Annotated in this window: 2 protein-coding genes and 1 tRNA gene; 1 reads left to right on the top strand and 2 read right to left on the bottom strand. The window is 49.4% G+C overall.

All coding sequences use genetic code 11. From position 1 onward, the window contains the following. A partial coding sequence (locus tag FJZ26_05930; GenBank protein MBM3229947.1) for a DNA polymerase III occupies nucleotides 1-370 on the top strand: 370 nt, incomplete at its 5' end. A 207-nt stretch (nucleotides 371-577) separates the two neighbouring features. Here the strand turns inward: FJZ26_05930 and FJZ26_05925 are convergent. Both FJZ26_05925 and FJZ26_05920 read right to left on the bottom strand, forming a co-directional pair. Then, nucleotides 578-1,162, bottom strand: a complete 585-nt coding sequence (locus tag FJZ26_05925; protein ID MBM3229946.1) for a 3'-5' exonuclease — start codon at nucleotides 1,160-1,162, stop codon at nucleotides 578-580. A gap of 138 nt (nucleotides 1,163-1,300) precedes the next feature. Beyond that, a tRNA-Lys gene (locus FJZ26_05920) sits at nucleotides 1,301-1,376 on the bottom strand. Nucleotides 1,377-1,620: the final 244 nt, after the last annotated feature.

Below are 1,620 nucleotides of genomic sequence, written 5' to 3'. Positions count from 1 at the left end.
GGCCACCCAAAAAGGCCGTACGGTGGCAACTGCCCCCCTCATGATGAAGGATCTGGCTACCGCAGTGCTGAAGCCTTTTAAAAAAACCACTGTGCTAGGCCAGGGAGACACCAAATTTTCGTTTTTGATTCTTCCAGAAAAACTCCAGATCGACATCCGTCTGGTCCCAGCGGAAAGCGCTGGCGCCGCGCTCCTTTATTTTACAGGGTCCAAAGACTTTAATGTGGTGATGCGGAGGCGTGCCATTGAACAGGGATTTTTGCTCAACGAATACGGCCTCTTTCGCGCTGGAGAACACGTTGCCGGCAGAACCGAAGATGAAGTTTTTGGGGCTCTGGGCATGAAGCCAGTGCCCCCTATTGAGCGCTGAATCAAAGCAAAGGCCGGTAGGCAGTTCCGTACAAGGTGCAACCCAGCTCCAAGTTTCAACTTCAAACCGCTGCAGGCTTTGTTGCCATTGGCAGGCTTTATGTGGTTGCTATTTTTGACCCGGGCATGGCAGCTGCACCGTAAAATCCGCTTGAGCTGGGCAAAAACCCAAGCAGAGTGGAATTCGTATTGCCTACATTGTGATGCCTTAAAATACGAGGGAATACTGCATTTGGCCGGGCTCATGTTCTTTGAGCATGGCCTGCATGACGGCAGAAAGGAGTTCTACATCGGCCATGGCCCGATGCAGCGAAGAGGCTGCAGGATGAAGGCCATAGTGTTTGGCAAGTTCGCTGAGTTTCCCAGGGAGATTAAAGTCTTTGGAATACATGAACGTGCAAGCTACTTTTTCATTCTGGTAAGGCCGGAGGCCATGGCGAATCAAGTTGGCGTTAAGGATGGGGAAATCGAACTTGATGTTGTGAGCTACTAAAGAACGGTCTTTGCAAAAAGCAATGAAGTCAGACAGCACTGCTTGGGGTTTACGGGCTTTTTCCAGCACTTCGGGTGGAATCTTGTGGACCTTCCAGGCTTCGGCATTTATTTTATTGGGGTGTAGATAGAGAACTTCTTCAAAACGTTCCTGCTCGCCATTTTTATCCAGAACCAGGGCCGCAATTTCTACAATCTCATCATGAAACGTGTTGAGTCCATTGGTTTCCACATCAAACATCACGAGCGGACCGCCGGAATAATAGTGGCGCAGAAGTTCTGGAAGGGACAGCAAGTTCATGCAGAAAGTATACTGCCAATCAGCTGTTTTTGGAACCCTTGGAACCAAAAATGCTGTGGAGCTTGCAGGCTGTTTTTAGCTCACAGACATTTTTAAAAGAGACAGCAGAAATGCATGTGAAAAAATGAAAAAACCGGATGGTGGGTCGGGTGGGACTCGAACCCACGACCAATTGGTTAAGAGCCAACTGCTCTACCGACTGAGCTACCGACCCCCGCATTGCCCGCCTCGCACTTTGCGGGGCTCCGAGATACTAAAATGTTGGATTCCCAAAGTCAACTTGAGGGGGCCCAATGAAAGGGATAAAATGAACCTGCTGGAATACACGTCTTTCTTCCATCACATTTTTTCTTAACAACTTTCTTTAAGGGAGTCTCAATCGTCTGAGGCTGTGGCCTCAGACTGCGGACACCCCCTTGGTACCCCAGGGAGAAGTCGTGAAGAAGAGGCGGTATTTT

It is taken from the genome of Candidatus Parvarchaeota archaeon, from assembly GCA_016866895.1.
Lineage (GTDB): Archaea > Micrarchaeota > Micrarchaeia > Anstonellales > VGKX01 > VGKX01.
The sequence above is the reverse complement of the archived record's forward strand: the minus strand, read 5'-3'. Positions and strand labels throughout refer to the sequence as shown.